At 34.9% G+C, this 25,590-nt stretch carries 29 protein-coding genes and 6 tRNA genes; 23 read left to right on the top strand and 12 right to left on the bottom strand.

The genetic code is table 11. The features are described 5' to 3' along the window. Positions 1–23: 23 nt before the first annotated feature. The 12 genes from GGQ92_RS02870 (at position 24) to phoU (ending at position 9,772) form a co-directional block, all read left to right on the top strand. Positions 24–98: transfer RNA gene (locus tag GGQ92_RS02870), tRNA-Asn, on the top strand. A gap of 3 nt (positions 99–101) precedes the next feature. Further along, positions 102–178 (top strand) — tRNA-Met (locus GGQ92_RS02865). 11 nt (positions 179–189) lie between these two features. Continuing rightward, positions 190–262 (top strand) — tRNA-His (locus tag GGQ92_RS02860). 25 nt (positions 263–287) lie between these two features. After that, positions 288–364 (top strand) — tRNA-Ile (locus tag GGQ92_RS02855). A 9-nt stretch (positions 365–373) separates the two neighbouring features. After that, positions 374–466: transfer RNA gene (locus GGQ92_RS02850), tRNA-Ser, on the top strand. Between the two features lie 43 nt (positions 467–509). Further along, a tRNA-Phe gene (locus GGQ92_RS02845) sits at positions 510–582 on the top strand. A gap of 147 nt (positions 583–729) precedes the next feature. After that, a complete protein-coding gene (sodA, locus tag GGQ92_RS02840) occupies positions 730–1,341 on the top strand; it encodes a superoxide dismutase SodA (protein WP_184244346.1) in 612 nt (203 codons plus the stop codon). 279 nt (positions 1,342–1,620) lie between these two features. Next, positions 1,621–4,413, top strand: coding sequence for a family 43 glycosylhydrolase (locus GGQ92_RS02835; protein WP_184244344.1), 2,793 nt, complete (start codon positions 1,621–1,623; stop codon positions 4,411–4,413). A 149-nt stretch (positions 4,414–4,562) separates the two neighbouring features. Beyond that, positions 4,563–5,780: an MFS transporter gene (locus tag GGQ92_RS02830; RefSeq protein WP_184244342.1), complete on the top strand. Its 1,218-nt coding sequence runs from the start codon at positions 4,563–4,565 to the stop codon at positions 5,778–5,780. Positions 5,781–5,826: 46 nt separating this feature from the next. Beyond that, a complete protein-coding gene (locus tag GGQ92_RS02825; RefSeq protein ID WP_343068741.1) occupies positions 5,827–7,959 on the top strand; it encodes a peptidoglycan D,D-transpeptidase FtsI family protein in 2,133 nt (710 codons plus the stop codon). A 317-nt stretch (positions 7,960–8,276) separates the two neighbouring features. Next, positions 8,277–9,089: a phosphate ABC transporter ATP-binding protein PstB gene (gene pstB, locus GGQ92_RS02820; protein ID WP_184244340.1), complete on the top strand. Its 813-nt coding sequence runs from the start codon at positions 8,277–8,279 to the stop codon at positions 9,087–9,089. Between the two features lie 29 nt (positions 9,090–9,118). Beyond that, positions 9,119–9,772, top strand: coding sequence for a phosphate signaling complex protein PhoU (phoU, locus tag GGQ92_RS02815; protein WP_184244338.1), 654 nt, complete (start codon positions 9,119–9,121; stop codon positions 9,770–9,772). Positions 9,773–9,852: 80 nt separating this feature from the next. Here the strand turns inward: phoU and GGQ92_RS02810 are convergent, their stop codons facing one another. Both GGQ92_RS02810 and GGQ92_RS02805 read right to left on the bottom strand, forming a co-directional pair. After that, positions 9,853–10,347, bottom strand: coding sequence for a hypothetical protein (locus GGQ92_RS02810; RefSeq protein WP_184244336.1), 495 nt, complete (start codon positions 10,345–10,347; stop codon positions 9,853–9,855). Between the two features lie 42 nt (positions 10,348–10,389). Beyond that, positions 10,390–10,722 carry a hypothetical protein gene (locus tag GGQ92_RS02805; protein WP_184244334.1) on the bottom strand — a complete coding sequence of 111 codons (333 nt, stop codon included), beginning with the start codon at positions 10,720–10,722 and terminating at the stop codon, positions 10,390–10,392. A gap of 158 nt (positions 10,723–10,880) precedes the next feature. Here GGQ92_RS02805 and rpmG point away from each other — a divergent pair, with 158 nt between their 5' ends. The 4 genes from rpmG to GGQ92_RS02785 all read left to right on the top strand — a co-directional run bounded on the left by rpmG (position 10,881) and on the right by GGQ92_RS02785 (position 13,546). After that, the gene (gene rpmG, locus GGQ92_RS02800; RefSeq protein ID WP_184244332.1) at positions 10,881–11,030 is read left to right on the top strand and encodes a 50S ribosomal protein L33; all 150 of its coding nucleotides are present in this window, start codon (positions 10,881–10,883) and stop codon (positions 11,028–11,030) included. Between the two features lie 100 nt (positions 11,031–11,130). After that, entirely contained in the window at positions 11,131–11,685 is a 555-nt protein-coding gene (locus tag GGQ92_RS02795) for a 5-formyltetrahydrofolate cyclo-ligase (protein ID WP_184244330.1), read from the top strand. Positions 11,686–11,738: 53 nt separating this feature from the next. Next, complete coding sequence (locus GGQ92_RS02790; protein ID WP_184244328.1) at positions 11,739–11,918, top strand: hypothetical protein; 180 nt, start codon at positions 11,739–11,741, stop codon at positions 11,916–11,918. Positions 11,919–11,983: 65 nt separating this feature from the next. Further along, entirely contained in the window at positions 11,984–13,546 is a 1,563-nt protein-coding gene (locus tag GGQ92_RS02785; protein WP_184244326.1) for a rhomboid family intramembrane serine protease, read from the top strand. A gap of 136 nt (positions 13,547–13,682) precedes the next feature. Here GGQ92_RS02785 and GGQ92_RS02780 read toward each other — a convergent pair whose 3' ends face one another. Further along, positions 13,683–14,540, bottom strand: coding sequence for a hypothetical protein (locus GGQ92_RS02780; protein WP_184244324.1), 858 nt, complete (start codon positions 14,538–14,540; stop codon positions 13,683–13,685). Between the two features lie 120 nt (positions 14,541–14,660). On the opposite strand from GGQ92_RS02780, the gene GGQ92_RS02775 reads away from it, so the two are divergent. From GGQ92_RS02775 to GGQ92_RS02760, 4 genes are all read left to right on the top strand, one after another. Then, on the top strand, positions 14,661–16,103 hold the full coding sequence (locus tag GGQ92_RS02775; RefSeq protein ID WP_184244793.1) for a spore germination protein: 1,443 nt from the start codon (positions 14,661–14,663) through the stop codon (positions 16,101–16,103). 84 nt (positions 16,104–16,187) lie between these two features. Next, positions 16,188–16,403 carry a YqgQ family protein gene (locus GGQ92_RS02770; RefSeq protein WP_184244322.1) on the top strand — a complete coding sequence of 72 codons (216 nt, stop codon included), beginning with the start codon at positions 16,188–16,190 and terminating at the stop codon, positions 16,401–16,403. After that, positions 16,396–17,358, top strand: a complete 963-nt coding sequence (locus tag GGQ92_RS02765) for an ROK family glucokinase (protein WP_184244320.1) — start codon at positions 16,396–16,398, stop codon at positions 17,356–17,358. Before GGQ92_RS02770 ends, GGQ92_RS02765 begins: the two co-directional genes overlap by 8 nt. A gap of 122 nt (positions 17,359–17,480) precedes the next feature. Further along, positions 17,481–19,397 carry an LTA synthase family protein gene (locus tag GGQ92_RS02760; protein ID WP_184244318.1) on the top strand — a complete coding sequence of 639 codons (1,917 nt, stop codon included), beginning with the start codon at positions 17,481–17,483 and terminating at the stop codon, positions 19,395–19,397. Positions 19,398–19,523: 126 nt separating this feature from the next. On the opposite strand, the gene GGQ92_RS02755 is transcribed toward GGQ92_RS02760, so the two are convergent. Then, positions 19,524–19,706, bottom strand: a complete 183-nt coding sequence (locus GGQ92_RS02755) for a DUF2759 domain-containing protein (RefSeq protein WP_184244317.1) — start codon at positions 19,704–19,706, stop codon at positions 19,524–19,526. A gap of 158 nt (positions 19,707–19,864) precedes the next feature. Between GGQ92_RS02755 and GGQ92_RS02750 the strand changes: the two genes are divergently transcribed. Further along, the gene (locus GGQ92_RS02750) at positions 19,865–20,482 is read left to right on the top strand and encodes an MBL fold metallo-hydrolase (RefSeq protein WP_184244315.1); all 618 of its coding nucleotides are present in this window, start codon (positions 19,865–19,867) and stop codon (positions 20,480–20,482) included. A 91-nt stretch (positions 20,483–20,573) separates the two neighbouring features. On the opposite strand, the gene GGQ92_RS02745 is transcribed toward GGQ92_RS02750, so the two are convergent. The 8 genes from GGQ92_RS02745 to comGA form a co-directional block, all read right to left on the bottom strand. Beyond that, a complete protein-coding gene (locus tag GGQ92_RS02745) occupies positions 20,574–20,816 on the bottom strand; it encodes a DUF2626 family protein (RefSeq protein WP_184244313.1) in 243 nt (80 codons plus the stop codon). Positions 20,817–20,903: 87 nt separating this feature from the next. Further along, positions 20,904–21,278, bottom strand: a complete 375-nt coding sequence (locus tag GGQ92_RS02740; protein ID WP_184244311.1) for a hypothetical protein — start codon at positions 21,276–21,278, stop codon at positions 20,904–20,906. Continuing rightward, positions 21,250–21,663 (bottom strand): ComGF family competence protein, encoded by a 414-nt coding sequence (locus GGQ92_RS02735; protein ID WP_184244309.1) that lies wholly within the window; start codon positions 21,661–21,663, stop codon positions 21,250–21,252. Before GGQ92_RS02735 ends, GGQ92_RS02740 begins: the two co-directional genes overlap by 29 nt. Further along, positions 21,650–21,982, bottom strand: coding sequence for a hypothetical protein (locus GGQ92_RS02730; RefSeq protein ID WP_184244307.1), 333 nt, complete (start codon positions 21,980–21,982; stop codon positions 21,650–21,652). Before GGQ92_RS02730 ends, GGQ92_RS02735 begins: the two co-directional genes overlap by 14 nt. Beyond that, positions 21,972–22,409 (bottom strand): competence type IV pilus minor pilin ComGD, encoded by a 438-nt coding sequence (gene comGD / locus GGQ92_RS02725; protein ID WP_184244305.1) that lies wholly within the window; start codon positions 22,407–22,409, stop codon positions 21,972–21,974. The genes GGQ92_RS02730 and comGD overlap by 11 nt, the downstream gene beginning before the upstream one ends. Beyond that, complete coding sequence (gene comGC / locus GGQ92_RS02720) at positions 22,402–22,722, bottom strand: competence type IV pilus major pilin ComGC (RefSeq protein ID WP_425486371.1); 321 nt, start codon at positions 22,720–22,722, stop codon at positions 22,402–22,404. Before comGC ends, comGD begins: the two co-directional genes overlap by 8 nt. 6 nt (positions 22,723–22,728) lie before the next feature. Further along, a complete protein-coding gene (locus GGQ92_RS02715) occupies positions 22,729–23,784 on the bottom strand; it encodes a type II secretion system F family protein (protein ID WP_184244303.1) in 1,056 nt (351 codons plus the stop codon). Beyond that, the gene (gene comGA / locus GGQ92_RS02710) at positions 23,732–24,754 is read right to left on the bottom strand and encodes a competence type IV pilus ATPase ComGA (RefSeq protein ID WP_184244301.1); all 1,023 of its coding nucleotides are present in this window, start codon (positions 24,752–24,754) and stop codon (positions 23,732–23,734) included. Before comGA ends, GGQ92_RS02715 begins: the two co-directional genes overlap by 53 nt. 102 nt (positions 24,755–24,856) lie before the next feature. On the opposite strand from comGA, the gene GGQ92_RS02705 reads away from it, so the two are divergent. Beyond that, entirely contained in the window at positions 24,857–25,348 is a 492-nt protein-coding gene (locus GGQ92_RS02705) for a shikimate kinase (protein ID WP_184244299.1), read from the top strand. A 51-nt stretch (positions 25,349–25,399) separates the two neighbouring features. Then, on the top strand, positions 25,400–25,579 hold the full coding sequence (locus GGQ92_RS02700) for a YqzE family protein (protein ID WP_184244789.1): 180 nt from the start codon (positions 25,400–25,402) through the stop codon (positions 25,577–25,579). The last annotated feature ends 11 nt before the right edge of the window (positions 25,580–25,590 follow it).

Genomic DNA, 25,590 nt, shown 5'->3' with positions numbered 1-25,590 from the left:
ATTAAATGTCGCTTCAGTGATATTCCACAGTAGCTCAGTGGTAGAGCAATCGGCTGTTAACCGATCGGTCGTAGGTTCGAATCCTACCTGTGGAGCCATATGGCGGTGTAGCTCAGCTGGCTAGAGCGTACGGTTCATACCCGTAAGGTCGTGGGTTCGATTCCCTCCGCCGCTACCAATATTACAATGGCGATCGTGGTGAAGTGGTTAACACATCGGATTGTGGCTCCGACACTCGTGGGTTCGAATCCCATCGTTCGCCCTTCATACTATACATTGTTAGTCTTGGACCCTTAGCTCAGTTGGTTAGAGCTATCGGCTCATAACCGATCGGTCGCAGGTTCGAGTCCTGCAGGGTCCACCATTTTAACTCGGAGGTATACCCAAGTCTGGCTGAAGGGATCGGTCTTGAAAACCGACAGGCGGGTCAAACCGCGCGGGGGTTCGAATCCCTCTACCTCCTCCATACATATTATATTTTGGAACGCATGAGAAAAATATGAATATTCGGCTCGGTAGCTCAGTCGGTAGAGCAACGGACTGAAAATCCGTGTGTCGGCGGTTCGATTCCGTCCCGAGCCATCATTAAACAAGCAACTAATGCTTGTTTTTTTCTTTCCGTATTTTTTATGCTATTCTTAAAAGCGAAATATTTGCAATTTTTACATATGTTGATTAACATTTTAAGTGGAAGATATTCTATTACGATTAAATAGGAGGAGTTATCACATGGCAAACTTTACATTACCTGAATTACCATATGCATACGACGCATTAGAACCACATATTGATAAGGAAACAATGAACATTCATCATACGAAACATCATAACACGTATGTTACTAAGTTGAATGAAGCTCTAGAGGGACATGATGATCTTGCTGGAAAGTCCATCGAAGAGATTTTAGCAAATCTAGATGCAGTACCTGAAAATATTCGTACAGCAGTTCGTAACAATGGTGGAGGACATGCAAACCACTCATTATTCTGGACCCTATTATCACCAAATGGTGGCGGTAATCCAGAAGGTGAATTAGCAGATAAAATTAATGAAACATTTGGAAGCTTTGAGAAGTTTAAAGAGGAATTTGCAAATGCTGGTGCTGGAAGATTTGGATCTGGCTGGGCTTGGCTTGTAGTAAACAATGGTAATCTAGAAATTACAAGTACACCAAATCAAGATACTCCTATTTCAGAAGGAAAGACACCTATTTTAGGACTAGACGTATGGGAGCATGCATACTACCTAAAATATCAAAATAAACGTCCTGACTATATTGCTGCATTTTGGAATGTAGTAAATTGGGATAAAGTAACAGAGTTATACAACCAAGCAAAATAATAACAATCTTAAAAACTACCATTGGACTTTTGTCCATTGGTAGTTTTTTTATGTATGAAAGAACATGTACAATCAAAAACAACTTGTCAGTCCAACTGTTGTATAGTAAAGTGGGAATTGACAACTTATACGTATGATATGGAAATTTTTAAGGGAATTTCATTCTAAAATTGATTAAATAGGAGGTGAAACCGATTTTGGCCATTACTTTTTGTTAATTAAATAATGAAAGCGTTTTATATACATGCGTATAAGCTAGTGATTTTAGGAGGATTTTAAATGAAAAAAATAGGTGTTTTACTTATAATGATGTTCACGGTAGTATTACTTTCACTTTCATATCCTACACAAGCGCAATCTCCCCAGACTTTTAGCAATGCCTCCGTACATGATCCCTCTGTGATAGAAGTAGATGGGGAATATTATGTTTTTGGTTCTCATTTAGCTCTAGCTAAATCCTCTGATTTGAAGAATTGGACACAGTTAGAGGACAGAGTTCATTCATCCAATAGATTATTTGATGATGTAACAGAAGAATTATCGGAAGCGCTAGAATATGCTGAAACTGATACATTATGGGCACCTGATGTTATTGAATTAGAAGATGGTCGATTCTATATGTATTACAATGCATGTGAAGGCTCATCTCCTCGATCTGTCTTAGGTATTGCTGTTTCAGATAATGTAGACGGACCATATGAAGACTTGGGTATTATTTTACGATCTGGAATGACGCCAGAAGAATCTATCTCAATAGATGGCACACCCTATGATGATATCCATTATCCAGAAATATACGATGCTACTATTCATCCAAATGTAGTAGATCCTCACGTGTTTTTTGATAAAGAAGGTAAACTTTGGATGGTGTACGGATCATATTCCGGCGGGATATTCATTCTGGAATTGGACCCACAGAGTGGTAAGCCTTTTGCCAATCAAGGCTACGGTACAAAACTATTAGGTGGAAATCATAGCAGAATAGAAGCGCCGTATATCGTGTATAGCGATGAAACTGATGCCTACTATTTGTATTTATCCTATGGCGGTTTAGATGCTGATGGAGGCTACAATGTGAGAGTGGCTAAGTCTGCTAATCCAGATGGACCATATTATGATATTCAAGGTAACGATATGAGGACTGTTAAAGGAGAGGATGGTAGCTTTTTTCAAGATGAGGCAATTGCTCCAACAGGATCCAAAATAATAGGAAACCATATATTAACAAGCTCATTAGGAGAGCCCGGAAATTCTGTTGGGTACGTGTCTCCAGGCCATAATTCTGTTTATGTAGATGAAACTACTGGCAATCAATTTTTGATTTTCCATTCTCGTTTTCCTAATCAAGGTGAGTTGCATCAAGTGAGAGTACATTCTTTATATATGAATGAAGATGGTTGGCCAATTGCAGCGCCATTTCGTTATCACGAAGATCGAGTTATGGAAGCAAGTGTTGAAGAAATTACTGGTTCATATAAATTGTTGTTATACTCTTCAGAAATAAACAATGAACTGGATGAGTCCATATCTGTTCGATTAGAATCTGACGGTTCTATCGTAGGTGATGTGTCTGGTTCTTGGACAGTAAATGGACAATATATTCAACTGGAAATAGCAGAAGAGACATATAAAGGGGTTGTATTGCAACAATGGAATCCTATTGCAGAAAAAGATTCTATTACATTCTCCTCTATTGCATCTAATGGTTTAAGTTTATGGGGGGTAGAGACAGAGGATCGAATCTTGTCTGACCAGGAGATAGTAGAAAGAATAGCTGATGACATTGATATAGGCAATACAAATGAGGTTTTAAATGATTTAAGTTTACCGACGGATGGTGGAGAAGGAACGAGTATTAGCTGGTCATCTTCGAATCAAGAAGTAGTGACGGATACGGGTAAGATAAATCGGCCTCCGTTTGGTTCAGATCCTACCCATGCTATCCTCACAGCTACAATTCAAAAAGGTGATGCAATTACAGAAAAAACATTTGATATTTATGTTATACCAGAAACAGTGAAGGGTCTTGTCGCTAAATATAGTTTTGAAAATAATTTACTAAACCAAGTTAATGGAGAAGAAGCAACGATAACAGGCGAATTAATTAATGATGAGGGTGGCAGTATTTCTTTCGAAGAGGGGAGACGAGGAAAAGCAGCAAAGTTTGATGGTTCATCCGGAGTACGATTGCAAGATGGATTGATAAGCGGAAACACGTTTTCTATAGCACTTTGGTTACAACCTGAAGAGCTTACTTCGTTTACTACAAGTTTCTTTGGTAGTGAATCACCTGATAATTGGATTAGTTTAGTACCTGCTGGAATTATGGAAAGAAATGATTGGATGCTATGGTCTGGAGAAAATTGGTTTGACGGTTATTCCAATATAGAGCTTAGTCTTGAGGAATGGTATCACATCGCTCTAGCGGTAGATAATGGTGCACTATCACTTTATATGAATGGGGAATTAATCGAAGAGTATGACGGTTTTCCAACTGTATTTCAAACTACGAATGGAATTTTTAGCTTAGGCGTTAATTACTGGGATATACCTTATAAAGGTTTAATGGACGAAGTGATGGTTTTTAATAACTACGCACTGACAGATGATGAAGTGGAGGAAATTTATCATACTGGCAACTTTTCTCTAGACAGTACGATACTAGACAATTTGTTAGATGAGGCAAAGCAATATCTAGAAGATAACCGTTTTACAGAGGAATCAAGAAAAAATTTAAGAGATATAATTCTAGATATAGAAAGTGATCAATCTTATCTTAATAATGAAGAATTAGAAGCAGATGTGTCTAAAATAAAAGAAGCCATTGAAAATCTAAAGAAGGTACATGTTGATGACTCGATAATTACTGACAATGATAATCAAAAAAATGAGCAAGTAAATTCGAATAACGATGGTGAAACTGAAGGCGATATAGAATCTGAAGGGAATACGCATACTTTGCCAAAGACTTCTACAAACATGTTCTCTGTTTTGTTTATAGGTTTACTTATACTGGCTTCTGGTTTTACAATCTTCCACATAGCTAAGAAAAAAAAGAATTTTAAAATGTAATAATATCAATGTCTGAGTTTATTCATGGAATAGGCTCAGTCTTTTTTTTGAGAAAGTTGTACATGTATCTATATTAATTATGTAAAAAAAGAGCATACCTCGAACAAACTAGCAAACACTAGTGGTTAGATTGATTTGAGGTGAATGTAATGATTCGTTGGAAAGGCTTGAATACCAATCGAGATTTAAAGGTGCTGTTGATGATTGGTGGGTTATTTGCATTTGCAACATTCTTGTCCAACACATTCGTAAATGTATTTTTGTGGAAGCAGTCTAATGATTATCTGAATATTGCAATTTACAACTTATTTGTTTCCATTTTTAGTCCCTTATCTTTCTTATTAGCAGGAAGATTCTCGAAGATGGTTGATCGGACGATTATTATCAGATTTGGTATGGGTTTTCTGATGGGTTTTTATCTTATCATTTTGTTCCTAGGAGATCACACATCATCCTATCCATTTATAATCGGTGCGATTTTAGGGATTGGGAACGGATTTTATTGGATGTCGTTTAATTTGCTCACTTTTGAGGTAACGGAACCAGACACTAGAGATTATTTTAATGGGATACTAGGTTCTTTACAATCGTTTGGTGGTATGGCAGGCCCGTTTATAGCAGGATACATTGTATCTTTATGGGATAACTTTAAAGGATACAGCATTATTTTCTTTATCTCATTTGTCTTTTTTCTTGTCGCTGCTGCATTGTCCTTTCTGTTACATAAACGTCATGTGACAGGAAGACTATATTTAAAAGACGTAATACAAGAAAGAATCGCAAATAAAAATTGGAGACATATTTTATATGCCCATACCTTTCAAGGATCACGAGAAGGCTTGTTCGCCTTTATTATTACAATTTGGATATATGTTGCCACGAGTAGTGAATTTGCTATAGGTACTTTTAATTTACTACTATCCTTATCTTCCTTTATTGGATATTATATCGTATCCAAATTTCTTAAAGATACATTACGAAAAAAGTATATCTTTTATGGAGGATTATTTCTTTATTTATCTGTTTGGTTATTTGTATTTCAAACAGAGACGTGGATGCTATTTTTATATGGTGTATTAGCTGGATTAGCTTATCCGGTATATAACGTGCCGTTTATTTCATTAACCTATGATATTATAGGTACTGCTAAGAAGGCAAGAGAATTACGAGTTGAATATGTAATTTTACGTGAAATCTTTCTTAATATAGGAAGAATAGCGGCAATCGTGATATTTATTATATCGATACAATTTATGGATCCAATTTCGAGTATTCCAATACTATTGCTTAGTTTAGGTGCGGGAAATTTAATTGCTTCTTTATTTGTTAAAAAAATAGAACACCCCCTTATTAAAAATAGCCAATAAAAAGGTAAACGTGCTATACTTAGGAAGTGAGGGAGGGGGAGAACAATTGAACCAACCTATTCAATTAAAGAAAAATAGAAAGCAAATGAAAAAGAAAAAATCACAAATCCCATTACGTTTAAATATACTTTTCATCGTGATATTTTTAATTTTTTCACTATTAATTGTACAGCTTGGAATCGTACAAATTTTGAATGGTGAGGAAGCGCAAAGACAAATAAATGCAACTGAAAATACACCTTCAGAAAAACCTGTACCACGAGGGAAAATGTACGATAATAACTATAATATAATTGTGGACAATAAACCTGTTAAAGCAATCACATATACTCCTCCGAAAAATGGTGAATCCGCGAAAAAGCGATTGGAGTTAGCAGAAGACCTAGCTAAATTTGTTACCGTCATTAAAGATAAGGAAGAATTAAAAGAGAAAATTACGGAACGTGATAAAAAAGAATATTACTATTTATTAAATAACGAAGAAATTCAAGAAAGACTTACAGAGGAAGAGTCAACATTAGAGGGTGGAGAGTTATACCAAGCGCAACTAGATGCAATTACAGAAGCTGATTTAGAGACAATTTCATGGACGGATGAATTGTTAAATATGCTAGCAATTAAAAAAGAATTAGATGCCGCTTATCAGCTTTCACCGCACGTTGTTGTTAATGAAGGAATTACAGAAGAAGAGTACGCACAAGTAGCAGAGCATCTTTCTGAACTTCCAAATATTGATGTCGTAGTGGACTGGGAACGCGAGTATAACTATGAGGATACATTCCGTTCGTTCTTAGGTAATATATCAAGTAGCAACGAAGGTATTCCGAGAGAAAATAGTGAGTTTTATTTGGCAAATGGATATACATGGAACGATCGTGTTGGTACAAGTGGATTGGAACAACAGTACGAGCATGTCCTAAGAGGAAGAAAAGAAAAAACTCAATTTACGACTGATACTCAAGGTAATGTAATTGATTCAGAGATCGTTGCTGAAGGTGAACGTGGAAAAGATTTAGTGTTAACGATAAATATGGAATTACAAGAAGAGATGGACCGAATCGTGGAAGAAGAGCTTCGAGCGGCCATCAATAATTCCGGAAATAACAATGGATATTTGGAAGATGCTCAAGCTGTCATTATGAACCCCCAAACAGGTGAAATTCTCGGAATGTCAGCTGTACACTATGATCGAGAAAAGAAAGAATATAGTGTTCAAGGTCATCGTACGGTTTATGATTCCCATATGCCTGGTTCGTCGATGAAGGGTGCAACTGTCCTAACTGGTTATGCAACAGGTGTGATTGACATTGGTACGTATTTGGATGAGTCAGGTATTAAGATAGCAGGTACGAAAGAAATAAAGTCACACGCATATTTAGGTTCTGCACTCAATGATTTACAAGCGTTAGAGAAATCGTCAAACGCGTATATGATGCGGATTGCATTACGCCTGAGTGGTGCATCATATGTAAGGGATCAACCATTACGTAATTTTGATTTTAATTCGTTTCAAACGATGAGAAATCATTACGAACAATTCGGCTTAGGAACAAAGACAGGAATTGATTTACCGTTTGAAGCATCCGGTGTTATTGGAACCAATCCACAAGCAGGTAACTTACTTCATTTATCGTTCGGTCAATATGATGCGTATACTACTTTACAATTAGCTCAGTACGTGTCAACAATTGCGAATGATGGTTACCGTGTAAGACCAAGATTGGTTAAAGAAATTCGAGATCCTGTTAGTACCGAGGGAGAAATTGGTCCAGTTGTTGATTCATTTGAACCAGAAGTGCTGAATAAAGTTGGAGTCGATGATAAATACATTAAACGCGTTCAAGAAGGATTTCGTCGAGTATATACAAGTGGTACTGCAGCTGGTCAATGGAGAGGTTTTCCATACCCAATGGCTGGAAAAACAGGTACCGCAGAAAACCCGCAATATGTTGTCGAGAATGGAAAAGTAGTTCGAACAACAATGACGCATAATTTAACGTTGGTTGGTTACGCACCTTATGATAACCCCGAAATGGCTTTTGCAGTAGTCGTTCCAAAGAACGGAACTAGCAGCTCACGTAATCCGATACACCATAATATCGGTAAACGAATAACCGAAGCGTATTTCGATTTAAAAAACGGAAAACAACAAGATAACGATGAAGATGATGAAGAGTAATAAGCAAAAAGCTTATTGCTCTTTTTTTGTTCATAAAGTTTTTGGAAATAACACATATGTAAGCAAGATTCGTTAAATTTACATTTACTTTACATAGAGTTAATAGCTGATTAATAAACGTTCGGTAAGATAAGGTTAAGGCTAAAAAGAAATAGAACATTATTCATGATGAGGGCTTATCGTTCTCATCTTGTATGCTTTTTAGTGATCTTGTATCAATTCGAAAAAATGATTAATTGAATTAATAAGCCATTTTTATACGTACTTAAATTCAGCAAAGATATTAGATTATTCAACTATGTAGAAGGAGTGGAAATATGAACGTATCTATAGTCGAAAAGATTAATCCAGTAACTAAACATATAGATGAAAAACGTAGTATTGTATACGATACAAATCAATTGAATTTATGGTATGGAGATACCCATGCATTAAAGGATATTAACTTGGAAATAGAAGAGAATGAAGTTACAGCTATTATTGGACCTTCGGGATGTGGCAAATCCACTTATATTAAAACGTTAAACCGTATGGTTGAATTAGTACCTAGCGTAAGTACAACTGGGACAATTAAATATAAAGGTAAAAATATACTAGATAAATCAGCTAGTGTTGAAGCTCTTCGAACAGAAGTTGGAATGGTGTTTCAAAAACCGAATCCGTTCCCTAAATCTATTTATGAAAACATAGCTTATGGTCCTAAAATCCATGGAATAAAGAAAAAAGCAGTTTTAGATGAGATTGTTGAAAAAAGTTTGAGAGGTGCAGCAATTTGGGATGAAGTTAAGGATAGATTGTATCAAAATGCACATGGCTTATCAGGTGGACAACAACAAAGAATATGTATCGCACGTTGTCTTGCAATTGAACCAGACGTCATCTTGATGGATGAGCCAACATCTGCGTTGGATCCAATCTCCACGTTGAAAATTGAAGAGCTTATTAAGGAATTAAAGCAGAATTATACGATTATTATTGTGACACATAACATGCAACAGGCAGCTAGAATTTCAGATAAAACCGTTTTTATGTTAAATGGAGAAGTGGTTGAATTTTCTAATACGGATCAGCTGTTCTCGAATCCTAGTGATAAGCGAACAGAAGATTATATTACTGGCCGATTCGGCTAACATTATCGATTTTAAAACGGAGGGATTAAATGGCGGGAAGGCAAAGATTTGAAGGGAAATTGTCAGAGGTTGAATCTTTAATAGTGGAAATGGCTAAAGGAACAAAGCAACAATTGACCGAAGCGGTTGAAGCATTGTATCAAAGCAATATAGAAGCAGCTGAACAAATTGTTGAAAATGATAAATTATTAGATAAACTGGATCGTAAAATTAATGAGCGGGCGATTGTTTTACTGGCAAGAGAACAGCCAGTAGCAACAGATTTAAGGAGATTAGTTGTAGCTATACGGATTTCTACTGACTTAGAGAGAATGGCAGATAATGCAAAGAATATTGCAAGAGCAACGATTCGACTTGGTAAAAATCATGGTTTAGAAGTGCATTCATCAATTGATGATATGAGAATTATTGCTGAGGATATGATAGAGCTAGCAATTAAAGCATATGAGAATGAAGATATAACGTTAGCTCGGAAATTATCAGAGATGGATGATCAGTTGGACCATATTTATGCTCATATGATGACAGAGCTACTAACAGCTACTTCTGATAAACAAAAGACACAACTTATTATCCAGATGGCTTTTAGTGGAAGATATGTAGAGAGAATCGGTGACCATGCAACAAACATTGGTGAAGATGTAATGTATTTAGTAAAGGGAGAATCATTTAACCTTAATTAAATATGAACAGAATATCAAACCTTACTTTATAAGAGAAAAACGAATGATTCTAGATAGAATAGAATCATTCGTTTTATCTTTTACTCGCCTGTTATAATTGATACAATTTCTTCATCGGACATATTGGAATGGAGCTCAAAATTGCCGACTTGAATATATCTACTTCTTTCCGATTCTTCTAACGTAGTAATAAAGGAGGCTTCATCGTCAATTATTTGATGATCTAACAAAAGCTGAGTGACATCAGCAACCTGCATTCCCGGCATAATCGAAATATTAATTGCCTCAACATCTTCTTCTAACTCGCTTTCCTCTAGCGACTCATCCTCGTTTGAAGCATTATCAATGTTTTCAAACTCTAATAATTGATTTTCGAGACTTTTCACTTCATTTTCTAAGTCGATAATTTTAGAGTTCATATTTTCTTCATAAATATAATAACCTTCATTCGTAAGTTCTGCTTTCATTGCCGATTCATCCATAGAGGCAGAAGGTGAATCTATGTAATATGCTACTCCAAAAATTCCTCCTGCAACGATGAGTCCTAATGCAAATGCACGGATAAATTGTTTCAACATAATCCCTCATTTAATTCATTTCTATTATTTTAGTATTGTTTAAAATTGATTTAAAATAGATGTCACTTCATATTCATCTAGATTTACTTGTTGTGCAATCGATTTGGTATCATAACCAAGTCGATGAAGCTCCTTAATCTCACGTAATAAAGGTGTATCGTAACCTTCAGTAGGTTGGACAAAACTTTCATCAACCAACAATTCTTCTTCTAGTACTTTTATCTTTCTTTTTAATTGGTAGGTCTCCTGTAAAGATGAAATGGAGACTTGTTCTAGTTGATCCTCTAATTGCTTGAATTTATCTGTCATGAAATAGGAAGCTATCAATAGAACGATTGCGACAGAAATGATAGAAATTATAGCGATAATCAATGATTTACCCCCTTAAATTAATGTTATCTTTATTTATAGTTATACCATAAAGAAGGATTCTATTGAAACATTTACTTGAATTTAAGCTAAGGTTTTGCTATTATATCTAAGGTAAAGATATGCAACCGAAGATGATTGAATAGTTTGGAGGGAAAATCATGCGTGTAAAAATTACTTTAGCTTGTACTGAAACTGGTGATCGTAATTATATTACGACTAAAAATAAACGTGAGAATCCTGAACGTTTGGAGCTTAAAAAATACTCTCCACGTTTAAAAAGACATACGTTACACCGTGAAACAAAATAATTAGTTTGAAAACGAAGACTCTTACCAAATGAAGAATAGGTAGGAGTTTTTAATTTATTCGGATATTTACAATACGGTGTTCATTTTAAGGTGTGAAATTATGAAAACGATAATAAGAAATAAAATGAAACATACAATACTATCTATTAAGAATCGCGCTGAGGTTGAAAAAACAATACACTCTAATCTATTGCAAACTGAATGGTGGAAGAATGCCAAAGTTATTGGTTTGTATTATTCATATGGATTTGAATGGGATACACATGCGTTAATTGATATCGCATTATCGCAGGGAAAAATAGTTACGCTGCCGAGGACAAACCGAAACAACCGCACAATGCAATTCTACCAATTTGAAAATAGAGCTTCGTTAGAAAATGTTTATCAAGATTTATGGGAACCAATTCCAAATCCAGATCTACATTGTGAACCAAATAATCATGATTTAATGATTGTTCCAGGGTTGGCGTTTGACAAGAAAGGGTATCGAATCGGTTATGGAGGAGGCTACTACGATCGTTATCTACAGCATTATCAGCATCGTACGGTTTCGCTTGCACATGATGTTCAAGTAATCGATAAAATACCCATTAACAAATACGACCAACCTATCGAAATGATTATTACGAACACACGGTTACTTGTGTGTACATAATTTATGATGGTTTAACCCAGACTAAGCATACATTTATTAGAAAGGGTGCTTATATGAAGGGATTAAGTGTACTACTTACGATTATTGGAATCGTTCTAGTAATTACGAAATACTCTGGCAAAATTATTTCATTTCTTAGCAAGTTTCCAATGTTACGTCAGAGTGGTGTGAAGCTTGCAATGAATATTCCGGGTGTTCGTGAGAAAATGATTTCTAATTTATTTCAGAAGTAAGATTTTGCGGAATGACATGTACGTTACCGCCATGATATGATAGCACTAATAAGGTTGGTGACGTAATGCAAATCAAACATCAATTTTTACAAGCGCAAATTGCTACGTTATTAATGGAGAATTTAGAGTATGACTTCATTACAGGAACGAGTAATTACGAAGAAATAATATTAAGAAAAAAGGTTAATGGAACCATTCACTTTGTTCGTTTATCTAGAAAGCAACATGATTGGCAAAGGGAAATGGAACGCACACTCCGTCATGTAGAAAATACTTTAATGAACCATTTCCCATCGCCTTTGTTTACTAAAAATGTTCATTTTCATCATCTTTACTTCGTTGACTATGAACCAGTTGACTCGTATGAGCACTTATATAAAACCGAATCCTTTCATAAAAAGGTAAATCAATCTCACCTTTATATTCTTACAAAAGAAACAATTCAATCGGAATTACAAAAATTTGAAAATCAAATTAATTTCAAGCTTATCGATCGCATAACATTCCCAGAGGATCAAATAAGTGTTCTGCATATGGAGCAATTAACATTAGATCTACAACGAAGAATACATACCTTAAAAGAGACAAAGCACAAACAAAGCCGTGAGCTGTTTCATTATGGGAAACCGATACTAACTTTTCTCTTGATCGCCATTAATATTCTTATCTTTATTTTTATCGAATATAAGGGTAGCTCAACTTCAACTGAAACCTTAATCAAATATGGTGCGAAGTATAATATAGCGATTATGGACGGTGAATATTGGCGATTTATAACTTCCATGTTTCTACACATTGGAACTTTCCATCTCCTGTTAAATATGCTAGCACTGTATTTCCTAGGGACTTTAACAGAAAGAATCTTTGGAAATAGTCGTTATTTCTTAATATACATGATTGCTGGTTTAACAGGGGGTCTTGCAAGCTTCGCATTTAATCCAGCGGTGGCAGCAGGGGCTTCAGGTGCAATATACGGCTTATTTGGTGCTTTATTATATTTTGGTTGGCGTAATAAGGAAGTATTCATGAAAACTATAGGTATGAATGTCTTCACTATTCTAGGAATTAATATTATATTTGGATTCATTGCACCACAAATAGATGTTGGTGGTCATCTAGGAGGATTAGTTGGAGGTTTTATTGCCGCTATGGCCGTTGGGCTTCCGAACGCTAAATCAGTCTCTAAGCGTCTAATAGGCTGGCTTGTTTGTGTGGTAGGACTAGGCTCGCTGTTCTTATATGGTGTAAATAATGAAGCAGTACAAAAAAGTAACATCATGCAATTACAACGAATTCAAAATTATATGAAACAAGAAGAATTTGAGAAAATTATACCTGTTGCATCCGATGCACTAGAAAATACAGATGAAAACGAATTTGTTGCAGAATTACTATTTTATCGTTCCTATGCTTATATTCAATCTCAGCAAGTGGATGAAGCAATCGCTGATTTAGAAATAGCTGTTAAGGAATCTCCAGAATTCGAAGAGGCATGGTATAATCTTGCTATTCTATATCAAGGTGAAAATGAAAGAGAAAAAGCAATCGCTGCCGTTGAAAGATTATTAGAGATCGATCAAGATAACGACAGATATGAAGAACTTTTACAATTATTAAGAAAAGAATAAGAAGTTAAAAGAATAGCCTTGGACATACTATTAAACCGTCCCCAAAAGTTGATTAAAAATCATTTTTGGGGACAATTTATACGAATTAAGTTAAATACCACACTAAGGTATTTACGAATTTGTTACATCTCATTAGCTAAAAGGTGTATTGCTGATACAACACTTGAACCTGTTGATCCCCGTCTTCAAATACAACAATAAGGTGTGTATTGTCTTTGGAGAATAAAACAATAGGCATTGGTGTTCCATCTTTCCACTGTTTGTTCAACATAGGTATCACATAATTTTTGTAAAGACCTTCCCATAGCTGGCCTATTACTTTATTTGTTTGTTCTTCTGTTAAGTCAGGTAACGTTTGATCGTTAAAATGAATAAGATCGACTAACTGAACGAGGTCATATTCCTCGATATTAATAGATTTTTCTGTTATCCATTCATTCCAAACATAATGTAAATACTGATTGATAGTTTGATCGACCGTACTGCTCCAGTCTTTTTCATTATCTGTAACCGGTTTGGCAAAGCTAACAAGTTTAGTGTGAGGTGAATCAATTACATACACTTTAGAGGATGACATCGATTGAACCGTTTTTATATCATCTGATGAATAATGTATTTCTCCATGGTGAAAAGTGATTGCTTGAAATAAACTGCTGTCACTCTCTTCAAAACTAGAAGAGAGATGGATATTCTTTTCTTGTTCCTTCCATATGCTCTTCATGCCCTTCAATCTTCCATCCATAAATAAAATAGACACATCTTGTCTTAAGTAAACAGGATCACTAAGTGAGCTGTAACTTTCCCAATCAACGATATACGTATCATCTCCAGTACTCTCTTTGATGGAAATCGATGTGTTGCTTCTATCATATTTCAGACTAGGATCATTAGGAAAATAAGTAATAACTGGCGCAGTAGTTTGATTTAAAAGAATAAATAATAAAATAGCAATGGTTAGAGCTGATGTTATAATAATTTTCCATCTTTGCTTCATCGATATCGCTCCTATAATAATCGGCTTAAACTTCTCCATTATCCTCGCATGAATCTAGAATGTTAGAACAAACTAGGTATGTATATTGAAATGTGAGGAGATGTTAAGTTGGACAAGGAGATGCTTTTATCCAATGACTATGAGCAAAATATCCAATATATACACGATTATTTAGCAATAGACAAAAGTTTTGATCTAATTCAGCTAGATTTACATTACGCCGGGCGAAAAATGGCATTATACTTAGTTGATGGCTTGGCAAAAGATGATATTCTACATTATTTAATGCGATTTTTGGCTGAACTAAAAGAAGAAGATTTAGCCACGAATGCGTTTGAAAAATTAATGAAACGCTATATACCATATGTAGAGGTAGACGAAGAAAAGGATTTAAAAAAAGGTGCAGACAGTGTTCTTGCAGGTTCCTCGTTGCTAATAGTCGAAGGATTAAAAAAAGCAATCGTAATTGATGCCCGTACATATCCAGTTCGCGGCCCAGAAGAGCCGGATCTAGAGAGAGTTGTAAGGGGAGCGAGGGATGGCTATGTCGAAACAATTGTTTTTAATACAGCACTTACTAGACGGAAAATCCGAGATCGTTCGTTAAGAATGGTGTATACCTCTATTGGCCGCCGTTCTAAAACAGATGTTTGTTTATGTTACATTGAGGACATTGCAGATAGCGAAAAAGTCGAAGAACTTAAGAAACATTTAGAAAGTATAGATACCGATGGAATCCCGATGGCAGAAAAGACGGTAGAAGAATTTTTGAGTGGAAAAATGTGGAACCCATATCCGACGATACGGTATACAGAAAGACCAGATACAGCGGCTGAACATCTATACGAAGGGCACATCATCGTTATTATTGATGGTTCACCGAGTGTAATGATTACTCCAGCTAGTTTTTGGCAACATTTACAGCATGCAGAAGAATATCGCCAGAAACCTACTATCGGTGTGTACCTAAGACTTGTTCGTTTTCTTGCTGTATTCGCATCGATATTTCTCATACCGCTTTATTATTTGTTGTCTACTCAAACTGGACTTTTACCAGAAGAATTGTCATTTGTCGGACCTAGAGATCCAGGGACTATTCCGTTATTCTTTCAGTTCATGATTGCGGAAATCGGCATAGATGTACTTCGAATGGCAGCTATTCATACTCCAACAACTTTGGCGACAGCATTAGGTCTCGTATCTGCAATTATTATCGGTCAAATCGCTGTGGATGTAGGGTTATTTTCAACTGAAGTAGTGCTATATCTAGCGGCTGCTGTAATGGGGACATTTGCTACACCAAGTTATGAGTTAAGTTTAGCAAATCGTTTAGCAAGGATCTTTCTATTAGTAGCTGTAGCGTTATTCGGTGTTAAAGGCTTTATTATCGGATCGACATTATTCATTCTATATTTAACACAATTAAAGACATTCTACCTTGGTTACTTCTGGCCATTTATTCCATTTGAGCCAAAGTCTTTTTGGAATATCTTTATTCGACAACCAAAACCATATAATCATACGAGACCTGCATACCTTAATCCTAAAGATCCTGACAAATAAATGTAAACAAGTTATAATAATTTGTAAAGTTAATTAATATTTATTTTTTATAGACCTTCTGCTATAATATCATAGGTGATTAAGATGAAAACCGTCTATGATGTACGACAATTATTAAAAAAGTTTGGTACGATCATCTATATAGGTGATCGTATTGCTGATTTAGAGCTTATGGAAGAAGAATTAATAGAATTGTATAAACAAAAATTACTAACAAATCAAACATTTTTGCAAGCAAGACACATTTTAAACAATGAAATGAGATATATACAATCAAAGGTGGAGAAATCAAATGACTAATAGATTTGTTATCGGTGTTGATATTGGGGGAACAACAGTAAAAAATGCGTTGTTTAGACCTGATGGTGAACTAATAGATAAATGGGAGATTCCTACTCGAAAAACAGACAACGGTTCACATATTCCTGCTGATATTTGGACATCTATTGAAGCGAAAATGAAAACTAACAATTTAGAACGAAACACTTGTTTAGGTATCGGTGCAGGTGCACCTGGTTTTATCGAGCCTGAAACAGGGAAAGTAGCTATCGGGGTAAATATCGGTTGGAAAGATTTCCATTTAAAAAAACAATTAGAAGAATTATCTGGTTTACCAGTATTTTTAGATAATGATGCAAATATTGCAGCACTTGGTGAGACTTGGAAAGGTGCAGGAAAAGATGCGTCCAACATTTTAGCAGTAACCCTAGGAACGGGCGTTGGTGGCGGTATTATTGTGAATCGCCATATCGTTAGTGGTGCTAATGGAACGGCAGCAGAAATCGGACATATAACAGTAGAAGATGAAGGTGCACCTTGTAATTGCGGTAGAAAAGGTTGTTTAGAGACGGTTGCTTCTGCTACAGGAATTGTCCGTCAAGCAAACGAATTACTAGCACAAGGGAAAGCGCCATTGCTTCGTGAAGTAAAAGAAGAATTAGGTAAGATAACAACGAAAGAAATATTTGAAGTAGCATTAAAAGGAGATCAAGATATTCAAAAAATGCTTGATCATGTTTTAGATGTTCTAGGGTTTTCATTATCTAATTTGGCAATTGCTTTAAACCCTTCAAAAATAATTATTGGTGGGGGAGTATCTAAAGCAGGAGACCAAATTCTTACCCCACTTAAGCAAGCATTTAAAAAATATACGTTACCACGTACTGAGGAAATTTGTGAAATTGTTATTGCGAAATTAGGCAATGACGCTGGTGTATATGGTGGTGCATATCTTGTACTTCAGAGCGTAGAATAATAGAAGTGAAAAAACTCTTAAAATATGAAACTTTTTGAGTGTATTTTCCGTCTACTATAAATAGAAAGTAAAATAAAGAGAGAGAAGTAAGATGTTTTTTATTTTTGAGGAGGATAATCATTATGAAAAAGCTGCAGATTCCTTTATATCTTATAGCAGCATTACTGTTCGGTTTAAAAACTTATATAATCTATAGATTTCTGTTTAATATTTCTTTAGATAATATTATGCAAGAATTTATTTTGTTCATTAACGCTTTTATTGTTGCATTCTTTTTATTAGCGTTAAGCACATTATTTAAACAAAGAAGACAGATAAAGTATATGAAATATATTACCTTAATTGGTTCTCTTATTTTATATTTTAATATTGTCTTTTATAGGAACTTTTCAGATTTTATTACGATACCACTTCTATTCCAAGGTAGTAATGCCGCGGATTTAGGCTCTAGTATCTTAAGTTTAATAAAAGTATGGGATATAGTACTTTTTCTAGACGTTGTTATTATTTGGTATTTAGCTAAGAAATACGGTGATGTTTTAACAGCAAGCTATACAAAGCTTCATAGAAGAACTGCAATTGTTTTATCAGTAGGATTACTCGCTTTTAACTATATTTTAGCTGAAATCGAAAGACCAGACTTACTACAAAGAACGTTTGACCGTGAATATCTAGTGAAAAACATTGGTATCTTTAATTATCATGTATATGATGTGGTTCTCCAAACTAAGTCAAAGGCTCAACGAGTTTTTGCAGACGGAAATGAACTAACGCATATCGAAGAGTATCTTAAAGAGGAGACTAAGTTCGAGCCTAGCGAAGAAATGCATGGAGTTGCAGAAGGCAAGAACGTAATCTTTGTTTGGTTAGAATCACTCCAAACATTTGTTTTAAATAATACGATGAATGGTGAAGAAGTAACACCATTTCTAAATAGTTTAATAGATGAGAGTTATTACTTTGATAACTTTTATCACCAAACAGAGCAAGGGAAAACGTCTGATTCTGAATTCCTTGTTGATAATTCCTTATATCCTCTACCTAGTGGAGCTGTATACTTTACACATGCTCAGAACGATTATCATTCGTTGCCTGAAATATTAGGTAACAATGGGTATTTCCCAACAGTGTTTCATGCGAATAATAAAAGCTTTTGGAACCGCGATGTTATGTATGATAATTTAGGCTATGAACATTTCTTTGATGTTGAATCTTACGAAGTTACCGAAGAGAATTCAATAGGTTGGGGATTAAAAGATAAGGAATTTTTTGAACAATCGATTCCTTATATGCAAGAAATACCGCAGCCATTCTATGCTAGATTTATTACGTTGACGAATCATTATCCATTTGATTTAGCACCTGAAGATGCGACGATCGATAAATATGATTCAAACTCACGTACGTTAAATAATTATTTCCAGACCGTTCGTTATTTAGACGAATCGGTTGAGGCTTTCTTCCAGCAATTAAAGGATAGTGGCCTTTATGAAGACAGTATCATTGTTTTAATGGGTGATCACTACGGAATTAGTGATTTCCATAAGAAAGCAATGAGTACGTATTTAGATGAGGAATATACAGACTATTTACACGTACAGCTACAACGTGTCCCACTGTATATCCACATTCCTGGACATGATGGAGAAGTTATTTCCAAAATATCAGGACAAATTGATATAAAACCAACGCTTCTAAATCTACTTGGTGTAGATACAAGTAATGACTTAACGTTTGGTACTGATTTGTTTGCAGAAGAGAGAAAAGATTTTATTGCTTTACGTGATGGTAGTTTTATAACGGACGAATATGTTTATACGAAAGAAACATGTTATGACAGATTTACAGGTGAAATTATAGAGGGTGTAGAAGACGAGGAAACTGGAGAAGTAGTTAACTCTTGCAGTCCTTATATCGAACAAGTAGAGCAAGAATTATCGTACTCAGATCAAATTATTTACGGTGATTTATTTAGATTCTATGATTTTAGAGACCAAACGATTTTATCTGAAGATGAAGTAATAGAAGTGAATAACTAACGGGTGCAATAAGAAAAGGGATAGCGTTCTAAATGAACGTCTATCCCTTTTTGGATTTTCCAACTTTAAATATAAATGCATCTTCCGATTGGCTTTGTATAAAATGAATCGGTTGTTACTGATGGATTATGCATCTGTAAATAGTGGACGTATAATTTCCCAGTAAAGAGTTCCGACTGCAAAAAAGCCGAAGACCAATGTAGATAATCCAGCAAAACCAGATCCGAAAAAGTTTTGTTTCTTTAACTCACGTACTGTTGCAATAGCACAAACAATGGCAACTACGAGAAACATAAAACCTAGCTCCATTATTTTTACCCCCTTCGTGGAATGCATATCATTTCCTTGTTGTTCAATCATCGTTATAATATGTATGAAGAAACTCCTTCTATAATTTTATAGCAAAACGATAGTTTTGTCTAATGAAATAGGGGTTAATTCATTTTTAATACGAAAGGGGTTATTCAGTGAAAATAGAAGTTTTACCATTGGGGCAATTACAAACAAATTGTTATCTCATTCATGATCAACAGGAAGGTTTAATTATCGACCCATCTGGAGATGCAGGTATCATCATTGACACATTAAATAAATTGGATGTTCAACCAAAAGCTATCTTATTAACGCATGCTCATTTTGACCATATCGGAGCATTGGAAGAAGTTCGTAACAATTTTAACATTCCAGTATATGTCCATGAGGCAGAAAAGGAATGGCTATCTAATCCATCTCTAAACAGGTCAGACAAATTCTTAGGGTATGAAGTTGTCGCATCAGATCCTGACTACTTACTTAAAGAAGGGAAACATACGATAGGTGGATTTACGATAGAAGTAAGAGAATCACCTGGCCATTCTCCTGGTGGTTTACTATTTATTTTCCATGAGCAAGAGTGGATTATAGGTGGAGATAGTTTGTTTTATGAATCAATTGGAAGAACCGACTTACCTGGTGGTTCATTAGAACAATTAGTGGATAGTATCCATCAAAAATTTTACACACTTCCTGACACCTATACTGTTTTTCCGGGTCATGGACCTAAAACAAGCATCGCGCACGAGAAAAAGCATAACCCATTTACATGATTTAAAAAATAAAAAATCCGAACATTTCAATTCGAATGGAATCAATCCACGAAGAAATGGTTCGGATTTTTCGTTTCGGTCTCTATCTGTATTAGTGACCAAACCCTGGTACCATGATAAAGTTAGTGTAGAAGGTGAACCCTACAAAGAATACTGTACAATAAGTCGCGAATAAGTATATGTACATTCTTTCAGACAATTTTAGGAAACCAACACCAAAGAAGAAAATAGTTTGAGCTAGAAATAGAAACGCCATCTGCGTCATATCACCAACTAAAAATAAAACAGCGAAAATACCAGTCCAAAATCCTAGCCCTCTGAAAACTCTATCCAATGCTACCCCTCCTTTAACTACAACGATGTATCATCCATATTATAAACGTTTCCTTTAAAAAAGTAAATTAAACTAAAAATAAAATGATTATTTATTTGGAAAAGGGTGACGCACAACAATCTTTCTTTCTGCATTACTATCTGATATTGTTTCTAAGTGCGCATGATAATATGCGGTATCCTCCTCAATTCTATCTAGCCATACTTTTGCCGTGCCATTAGGAAACTGATAATTCAACGGTCCCGGTTCATATGCTGTTTCTTTGCTTAATTTCCGTTTCGTCATATTATATAAAGTATGAAGCTCATACATTTCCTTATCAAGTTTAACTTGTTCTTTTTCCAACTTTATTTCTTCAATACCAGACAGTATAACGATCATCCATAGCATAAGTAGAAATAATAGGAAGGGGTAAACAAAACCAGATTGATTGTTAAGGTGTAATTTCAATATACTTTTCAAGGCTATCTCCATTCCTAAGCGTTATTATCACTTTTAAATGTGAATCTTCTCGTCCACTAACTCGAAAATGTTCAATATCTCTTAATAATATTTCATGACCTTGATAATTGACCTGCTTTCTTATATGAGAGCCATATGTTGAGATACTTATTCTCCGGTTGTTAGTATCTGAGAAAAAAATCGATTGATTGTCCCAACCAATATCTGTGGCTTGTTGTAGCTCTATCTCTAACTGATGATAAAAGAACAGGAGGGGGGATAGCTGATTTTTATTTCCATTCATCAATTGGAACAGTGGGAAAGCCAATTGGATAATGAAAATAAACAAAATGATAGCTAATAACCACTCTGTTAGTATCGCACCTTTCTGATTACGGAAGATCATAGAAACAGACTTCCTTTTGCGTCCGAAAGTTTTCCCACTGTGCACAAGCTTTTACATACGGTTCTTCCACACTCATAATAATGGAAAATTTCTTGTTTTTAATGCTATGTTGAATTTTTTCACCATCTATGATAGCTTGTGTACCCTGTGCTTTTTTTAGCTCTTCGTATAGCGTATGATGAATCAATTTCTCATCATAAAGACTTTTCTTCTCTTGATATATTTGTATGCTTATTGGCAAAATAGTTGTAAGCATACTAAAGAAAAGGATTGTTCCTAACAACACCTCCACAATAGAAAACCCTTTATTATTTTGCATGATAACACCTACCTGATCCGAATGGGCATATAATTTGAAAGCGAAAATGGTTTGTAACAATGCTGAAGGAACCGGGGTTATTCAATGAACCACTACGTGAAAATTGTATGGGCAAGCTAAGACTACCCGTACGGATTTTCCAATGATTAGGTAGTCTTCTTTCTTTTAATGCCTTTCCGTAACCTACTTCTCTAATGGTATAACCATTCTGGTCGGAATGTACGAAAAGCTGATAACGTTGATTTTTTATCATTGTATTCTGCTGCATATATAGCAAATCTTGATTGAATTGGTGTAAAAATTGCTGAAACATCCATCTTTCATACGTAACATAGGTAATGCCCCCAATAACACTTAATAAGAAACTAACAATGCTTAACACAAGTAATAATTCGGTTAATGTATACCCACGTTCTGATTTAAACATCTACTATTTCCAATTCGTAAGGATTTTCTGATTTTATGCTTATTTGCTTTGCGCCATTTCCACATGTTAGATCTTTGATATATCCTTCTTTTACTAACAACTGTAAATTTTGCGGCTTATTACCTTTATCCAACTCGTACGCTAATACCTGATTTTCTACCATGCTTAGTAATGCATCACAGCCTTTTGCCTGGATTTCTGAATTTTGACTAGATAAATTTGGAACCATAATTACAAGTAGAATTGTGATAACAGCAAGAACAATTAACATCTCAATTAATGTGAATCCTTTGTCATTATTAATCACTAGTATCTCTCCTTATAAATATTGAATATATTCGTAAAGTGGTAACATCATTGATAAGTAAATAATCGCGATAAAAATAGCTATAATACCTAATATTATAGGCTGGAACCATTTTAACGTGTTTTCTAGAAACAAATTTATTTCGTTTAATAAATTGGCAGTATACATCTCAAGGTCTTTCATTACCTGTGCATGATGTTTGTTATCCTGTAAAATCCACTGTAATTGTTCTGTTAATAAGGAACAGGTCGGAAGAACGGTTGAGAACGAATAACCGCTAGCCAAATGCTTTTCTATTATGTGTGCATAATAGCTATAGAGAGAATCATTCTCCTCGGCTTTCAATAACTGCATACATTCTTTCAGAGACAAATTTGTATGCATGAAGGATAGTAGATGAGAACAAAGAAGTAATGTTGTTTCTAACGTTTTGTACTTGCGATAAATAGGAAAAAAGCGAATAATCGTAACCTTAGTTTGCGGGGTTATAAGTGGGATGAACCATTTACTAGTACTTGTCCATAGAAGTCCAATAAATAATGTACCTATAATCAAGTAAATAATACTATCGATAATGATATAAGCGTTGTGTAAATAAGGAATTTCTGATTGGAATAGTGAGGTATAGTGGGGGAGTATTACAAGTTTAATCATGATTAACAGAAAAAAGAAGAAGGCTATTAAAAATAACGGATACTTTGAGATGGCAGAAAGTTTTTTCGAAAAGTTTAATTTATTTTCTAGTAGTTGTCTACATAAGGAAATACTATGAAATAGATCGCCATTTTCGATAGCTAAGCTTAATAAAGAAGTAGTATGACTTGAAAAACCAAGGGATTGACAGGTTTTTGAAAAGCTTTGCCCATTTTTTAAAGAATGAACCATCTTTTCTATAAAGGGTTGAATCGATTTATCCCAATGGAGTATGTCAAGAGCCTCTTTTAATGAGTAATTATTTGCTAACAATTGATGGATAGACCGAATGATGATATATTCTTTTTTTATGTGCATAGGACTAATCGGAAGGAGGCGTCGGGCGAACCGGATCATTAATGAAACCATACGCATATGCACGTCTCCTTAATTTTAAAAATGAAGGATTTGGAATTTTATTTTGGTCGTTATCCCCAAATTGAATAATGGACAGTAGGTCATTCCCACTTAATAATTCAATAATGGCTGCTCGTTCATTGTGATATTTTGGGATTGTAAGAGGTAGAAGATTTGTGGAGGCTATAGCAATAAGATTTTGTTCGAGATCCGTGTTCGATATATTCATTTCTTTCAATCGATGGATAGTTCCTATAGTGTTCCTAGCGTGTAGCGTCGAGATAACGAGATGTCCAGTATTAGCTGCTCGAAAAGCAAATTGTGCCGTTTCTTTATCTCTTATTTCCCCGACTAATATAATGTCAGGGTCGTGTCTTAAAGCAGCTTTTAGACCTGTATCATAGGTGAATCCAGAAGATTCATTAATTTGTACTTGCAATACATTGTCTAATTTCTTTTCCACAGGGTCTTCTAACGTTATCGTTTGGCAGTTCGTTCTTTCAACTACAGCCGCAACAATTCCATACATAGTTGTAGACTTACCTGATCCTGTTGGTCCTGTAAACAGAATGATTCCAGATGAATGCTCTAGCAATCGCATCACAGCGTTTGTTTGATTAGGAAATAGGAACAAGCGCTGCAGGCTATAATGAATGCTTTCTTCGAGGATTCGAATAGCTAGGCTTTCCATAGATAGGGAAGGAAGGGTAGAAATACGGAGAGAGTAGTTCGAATTTTTTAATTTAAATGGAATCGTCCCACTTTGAGGTTTACGTGTTTGTCCAATATCCATTTTACCAGTGAATTTTAAATAAGAGAGCAATGTTTGATATTGTGATAGACTAAGCGAGGAGAAGTTGTGTCGATATCCATTAATTCTGTAATATAGTTTGACATTTTCTTCATCTGGAATAAAATGAATATCAGTTGCTAAATGTTTAATAGCTTCTTCAATAATATGGTTGGTAAGGGTAATTGCTTTATCCAATACCTTAGTTAACCTCCTTTTTACTTCGCTATAGTATATAATTCGACAAGGATGTTACTATTCCTTCATTTTTTTGATAATTTTTTTAGAGGAGTCATGTTTATGAAAAGTGTATTTTTAGTTGGATTTATGGGGAGTGGAAAAACAAGTATCGCCAAGGCTTTGCAGACGAAGCTCAGTTGGAAATTGCAGGATACAGATGATATGATTGTTCAAGAATACAAACAAAGTATACCAGAGATATTTAGGGAAAGAGGAGAACAAGTTTTTAGAGATTACGAATCATCTGTACTTAAGAAAACGAACTTAGAGCAAACAATCGTAGCAACTGGTGGAGGAATTATTGAACGAGAAGAAAATCGAAAATTTCTTAAACAACAGGAAATGGTTATTTATCTAGATACTTCATGGGAAGAAATAAATCAACGCTTGTCTGATGATGAAACACGTCCAATTTGGAGCAACGAAAATACAGATAAAAAAGAATTATTAAAGGCTCGCATTTCGAAATATAAAGAAGTAGCTGATTTTATTGTCAAAACAGATGGTAAGTCGGTTGACGAAATAGCGAATGAAATTATTTCATTCATTTAGAATAATATATCCATCCTTGGTAAAGCTAGTTAATAAAAGGATGTGATACCAATAGCAAATCAAGATTATGTAAAATACATGACACAGAGAATTGTAAAGTACATGGATACACCAAAAGATAAAAGAAAGAAACAGAGAGAAGACAAGTCAGAAGAAACGGTTACCTATTCTAACAAATGGTTTGGGATATTGCCGTTTGCATTCCGCCTATTTTTTCAACGAAAGAAATGATAGCTGCGCAG

It is taken from the genome of Gracilibacillus halotolerans (genome assembly GCF_014206945.1).
Classification (GTDB): domain Bacteria; phylum Bacillota; class Bacilli; order Bacillales; family Amphibacillaceae; genus Gracilibacillus; species Gracilibacillus halotolerans.
This window is presented reverse-complemented; position numbering and strand designations above follow the sequence as displayed.

Bases quoted from the DNA above. Each gene is read 5' to 3' on its own strand.
- sodA (WP_184244346.1), top strand. From the start codon at position 730: ATGGCAAACTTTACATTACCTGAATTACCATATGCATACGACGCATTA.
- GGQ92_RS02835 (WP_184244344.1), top strand. From the start codon at position 1,621: ATGAAAAAAATAGGTGTTTTACTTATAATGATGTTCACGGTAGTATTA.
- GGQ92_RS02830 (WP_184244342.1), top strand. From the start codon at position 4,563: ATGATTCGTTGGAAAGGCTTGAATACCAATCGAGATTTAAAGGTGCTG.
- pstB (WP_184244340.1), top strand. From the start codon at position 8,277: ATGAACGTATCTATAGTCGAAAAGATTAATCCAGTAACTAAACATATA.
- phoU (WP_184244338.1), top strand. From the start codon at position 9,119: ATGGCGGGAAGGCAAAGATTTGAAGGGAAATTGTCAGAGGTTGAATCT.
- rpmG (WP_184244332.1), top strand. From the start codon at position 10,881: ATGCGTGTAAAAATTACTTTAGCTTGTACTGAAACTGGTGATCGTAAT.
- GGQ92_RS02795 (WP_184244330.1), top strand. From the start codon at position 11,131: ATGAAAACGATAATAAGAAATAAAATGAAACATACAATACTATCTATT.
- GGQ92_RS02790 (WP_184244328.1), top strand. From the start codon at position 11,739: ATGAAGGGATTAAGTGTACTACTTACGATTATTGGAATCGTTCTAGTA.
- GGQ92_RS02785 (WP_184244326.1), top strand. From the start codon at position 11,984: ATGCAAATCAAACATCAATTTTTACAAGCGCAAATTGCTACGTTATTA.
- GGQ92_RS02780 (WP_184244324.1), bottom strand. From the start codon at position 14,540: ATGAAGCAAAGATGGAAAATTATTATAACATCAGCTCTAACCATTGCT.
- GGQ92_RS02775 (WP_184244793.1), top strand. From the start codon at position 14,661: ATGCTTTTATCCAATGACTATGAGCAAAATATCCAATATATACACGAT.
- GGQ92_RS02770 (WP_184244322.1), top strand. From the start codon at position 16,188: ATGAAAACCGTCTATGATGTACGACAATTATTAAAAAAGTTTGGTACG.
- GGQ92_RS02765 (WP_184244320.1), top strand. From the start codon at position 16,396: ATGACTAATAGATTTGTTATCGGTGTTGATATTGGGGGAACAACAGTA.
- GGQ92_RS02760 (WP_184244318.1), top strand. From the start codon at position 17,481: ATGAAAAAGCTGCAGATTCCTTTATATCTTATAGCAGCATTACTGTTC.
- GGQ92_RS02755 (WP_184244317.1), bottom strand. From the start codon at position 19,706: ATGGAGCTAGGTTTTATGTTTCTCGTAGTTGCCATTGTTTGTGCTATT.
- GGQ92_RS02735 (WP_184244309.1), bottom strand. From the start codon at position 21,663: ATGATCTTCCGTAATCAGAAAGGTGCGATACTAACAGAGTGGTTATTA.
- GGQ92_RS02730 (WP_184244307.1), bottom strand. From the start codon at position 21,982: ATGCAAAATAATAAAGGGTTTTCTATTGTGGAGGTGTTGTTAGGAACA.
- comGD (WP_184244305.1), bottom strand. From the start codon at position 22,409: ATGTTTAAATCAGAACGTGGGTATACATTAACCGAATTATTACTTGTG.
- GGQ92_RS02715 (WP_184244303.1), bottom strand. From the start codon at position 23,784: ATGCGTATGGTTTCATTAATGATCCGGTTCGCCCGACGCCTCCTTCCG.
- GGQ92_RS02705 (WP_184244299.1), top strand. From the start codon at position 24,857: ATGAAAAGTGTATTTTTAGTTGGATTTATGGGGAGTGGAAAAACAAGT.